At 70.9% G+C, this 2,750-nt stretch carries 5 protein-coding genes; 3 read left to right on the top strand and 2 right to left on the bottom strand.

Going from position 1 to position 2,750, the window contains the following annotated elements; all coding sequences use genetic code 11:
* Nucleotides 1-547, top strand: a 547-nt coding sequence (locus tag AC27KI_RS22340) for a sensor histidine kinase (protein WP_487115903.1), incomplete at its 5' end; no start/stop codon positions are given.
* Nucleotides 548-653: 106 nt separating this feature from the next.
* Here the strand turns inward: AC27KI_RS22340 and AC27KI_RS22335 are convergent.
* Nucleotides 654-902, bottom strand: a complete 249-nt coding sequence (locus AC27KI_RS22335) for a hypothetical protein (RefSeq protein WP_487115901.1) — start codon at nucleotides 900-902, stop codon at nucleotides 654-656.
* A gap of 200 nt (nucleotides 903-1,102) precedes the next feature.
* On the opposite strand from AC27KI_RS22335, the gene AC27KI_RS22330 reads away from it, so the two are divergent.
* Entirely contained in the window at nucleotides 1,103-1,510 is a 408-nt protein-coding gene (locus AC27KI_RS22330; RefSeq protein ID WP_487115899.1) for a hypothetical protein, read from the top strand.
* A gap of 14 nt (nucleotides 1,511-1,524) precedes the next feature.
* Here the strand turns inward: AC27KI_RS22330 and AC27KI_RS22325 are convergent, their stop codons facing one another.
* Nucleotides 1,525-1,791: a DUF1653 domain-containing protein gene (locus AC27KI_RS22325; protein WP_284429081.1), complete on the bottom strand. Its 267-nt coding sequence runs from the start codon at nucleotides 1,789-1,791 to the stop codon at nucleotides 1,525-1,527.
* Nucleotides 1,792-1,830: 39 nt separating this feature from the next.
* Between AC27KI_RS22325 and AC27KI_RS22320 the strand changes: the two genes are divergently transcribed.
* The coding region (locus AC27KI_RS22320; protein ID WP_487115897.1) for a M48 family metallopeptidase at nucleotides 1,831-2,750 on the top strand (920 nt) is incomplete at its 3' end.

Below are 2,750 nucleotides of genomic sequence, written 5' to 3'. Positions count from 1 at the left end.
TTGCCGCGACATCGGCGAGATGGACGCCATGATCACCGCCACGCTCGACCACCTGCGCGGCGTGGCCCATGCCGAGCCGGTGGCGCCGCTGGACATCGGGGCGCTGCTGCAGAGCCTGGTGGACGACGCGCAGGACTGCGGCCACGCCGTCACGCTGCAGGGCAGCGCGCGGCCGCTGCCGGCGCGGGTGGGCGCGCTGCGCCGCTGTATCGGCAATCTGGTGGGCAACGCCGTGCGCTACGGCGGCGGCGCCGAGATCACGCTGAGCGACGATGGCGCCGCGGTGCGCATCGCCGTGCGCGACCACGGGCCCGGCCTGCCCGAGCAGGAGCTGGACCGGGTGATGCAGCCCTTCTACCGCGTGGAGGGCTCGCGCAACCGGCACAGCGGCGGCGTGGGCCTGGGGCTGTCGATCGCACACGACATCGCGCAGCGCCACGGCGGCAGCCTGCAGCTGGGCAATGCGCCAGGCGGCGGTCTGGTTGCCACCGTCACGCTGCCGCGCGGGGACGGGAACGGGGACGGCCAGGCAATGCGTTTGCTATAAAAACAATAGCTGCGGAGGCAATCAACCTTCTGGCGCTGGCACGTCGGCGCATCGAATTGCTCTGGCGGGGGGCCGGCAGGGGATGGCCCGCGTCGCCCCGCTCCGGCTAAGACCGTTGGAAGAAATGGCGCAGCCGCTGCGCGATTCCCCCGGAGGGGGCATGCGCCGGCGCGGTGGTGGCCGCCGCCGCGGTCGGCAAGCGGGCTTGCGCCTTGGCCTGGGCCTTGGCCTGTGCCTTGGCCCGCGCCTTGTCCTCGGCATCGAACAGATCCTGCAGGGTGACCCTCGTCGCTTGTGCCTCCAGCTCGGGCTCCTCGGCGATGGTGAACAGGGTCCGGCCTTGCAGTCGGGCCATCGCGGCTTGCACCTCGGGGCTCTCGTCGGCCTGGATCTCCTCCGCGTGTGCCGAATCCGGTACGGGCTGCGCTGCGGGCGGCGGCTCCTGCCGGATCGCCGGGTGCGCCCCGGAAGGGGCTTGCGCCGCTGGCGGTTCCGCTGCGGGGGCGGGGGAGCGGGGCGGTAAAGGCCGGTCCCGCGCTCGCGTTCATGTAGCGGATGGCGGAGGCCACGTCGGACGCCCGCTGGCTGGCAGTGCCGTCCAGCGGCTGGCGCGGCCGGGGCGCCGTTTGTGGCCTGGAATGGCGCCCCACCAGGCCGGACAGCAGGCCGCCACCGCCGTGGCTGCTGCTGGCTTTGGGCGCCGTACCCACTGTTTTCCCGGGCGAGGTCGACGGGGCCGCGTTCGGGGTGGGACGGGAGTGCGGCAGCAGTTTGGAAAATTTCACGGACCAGACCTTCGTTTCAACTGGCACAGACCAGAGGATGAAACAGGATGGTGTTCCTGGTGCAGTGGAATTCGCTTTGCCGCACGAACGCGCCGTGGCCCATCCGAAGCTGGCGTATTGCAACGGATTAGAATTAATTTGCTATAAAAATAATAGCTACAAAGGCAATCGGATCTAGGGCGTTCGGCACTTCTATGGCTTGGCCGCGGGCACGGCTTCCGGCGATGCCTGCACCCGCTCGAAGCGCGGCTGCGCCCGTCCGTCGATCACCACGGTTTCCTCGAACATCGCGGCGGGCCGCACCCACAGCCCCCGCTCGCCGTAGAGCGCGCGGTACAGCGTCATGGGCTCCAGCGTCTCGCTGTGGCGCGCGGTGTCGATCACCTCGTACAGCAGGCCCTTGTAGTGGCGATAGAGGCCGGGCGGGGTGGGGCGCAGGGCGGGAAGGTCGTCGGTCATGGATACGATAGGGGATTGGCAAACGGGGGATGGCGGGACATGGACCAGGCGGATTTCGTTCACATGGTGCGCATGAGCGAGCACGCGAGCGCTGAAGACTCCAGCGCGTACCGGCGCAGTGTCGCCGCTTTCGCGGCCCTGGGGTACGCCTGGGTGGTGGGTTGCCTGTTGCTGTCGGCGGGGCTGCTGGCCTGGGTGTTGCCCCAGTTGTGGCATGGCCGCTTTCGCGTGGCCTACGTGTGGGTGGTGCTCGGGGCGGGCGGCCTGCTGTGGACCTGCCTGCGCGCGCTCTGGGTGCGCATCGACGCGCCCGATGGCCTGCCCATCACGGCGGCCGATGCGCCCGGCCTGTTCGAGGCGCTGGAGCGCATCCGCACCAAGGTCAAGGGCCCGGCGCTGCACGGCGTGTACCTGGACGGCGACTTCAACGCCAGCATCCGGCAGACGCCGCGCTGGGGCCTGTTCGGCGGCGCGGTCAACCACCTCACCATCGGCCTGCCGCTCGTCATGGCGCTGGACAAGCCGCGCCTGATGGCCGTGCTGGCGCACGAATATGGCCACCTGCGCGGTGGCCACGGCCAATTCACCGCCTGGATCTACCGCACGCGGCTGGGCTGGCTGCGCCTGCACGAGGGCCTGCGCGATGGCAGCGGGCCGGTGACGGCGGCCACGCAGGCCTTCCTGCGTTGGTACTTCCCGCGCTTCGCCGCGCGGACGTTCGCCCTGGCGCGCCAGGACGAATACGAGGCGGACCGCATCGCCGGCCGGTTGCTGGGCCCCGACGTGGCGGCCGCTGCGCTGGCCGAGATCGAGATCAAGGCCGCCTGGCTGGCGGACGAGTTCTGGCCCGGGCACTGGCGCACGGCCGTGGCCCACCCGCTGCCGGTGGGTCCCTACGGCGCCCTGCGACGCCTGCTGGCGATGCCGGTCGAGGCCGGCTTCGCCCAGGAGGCGCTGCG

Source organism: Acidovorax sp. KPB24-03, assembly GCF_057546605.1.
This window is presented reverse-complemented; position numbering and strand designations above follow the sequence as displayed.